Source organism: Priestia sp. P5_B4 (assembly GCF_056400385.1).
Genome location: NZ_JBFULJ010001488.1, coordinates 1 through 564, shown reverse-complemented (window position 1 = coordinate 564; position 564 = coordinate 1). Strand labels below are relative to the sequence as shown.

Below are 564 nucleotides of genomic sequence, written 5' to 3'. Positions count from 1 at the left end.
CTCACTTCCTTTTTGAGTGTAAATAACCGTACCCATTTTTTTCTATTACTTTATAAACGTTTTTTAATGAAAAAAGTTTCAACTTTTTTTGTTTTTTATAAAAAAGCTTTAAATTGAATCATTTCTTTCATCTAGGGGGTTGCCTAATTACTCACTTATTCAATAATCTTATTTTAAACGTTCCCTACTTAATTAAGAAACTAAACCAGATAATAGCAATGCTTACCTGCTTTATCCAAATCATCCCTTGTGAACAAAAACAAACCGCAGCGTTAAAACGCGATGCGGTTTGTTTTTTTAAGCTAAATAAGCTTCTTTTATTTTTTCATTATGAATTAATTCCGATCCTTTCCCTTGCAGAATAATTTCTCCCGTTTGAATCACATAGCCTCGGTGTGCGATTTGCAGTGCTTGATAAGCGTTTTGTTCAACGAGTAAAATGGTCATTCCGCTTTTATTTAATTCCATAATGATTTCAAATATTTGTTCTACAATGATAGGAGCAAGCCCCATAGAAGGTTCATCTAGCATAAGCATAGAAGGGTTCATCATAAGCGTTCGCCC

1 protein-coding gene is annotated in these 564 nt (G+C 32.8%); it reads right to left on the bottom strand.

The genetic code is table 11. The features are described from left to right. Nucleotides 1–297: 297 nt before the first annotated feature. On the bottom strand, nt 298–564 hold a 267-nt coding region (locus tag AC1DRF_RS31765; RefSeq protein WP_477742797.1), incomplete at its 5' end, for an ATP-binding cassette domain-containing protein.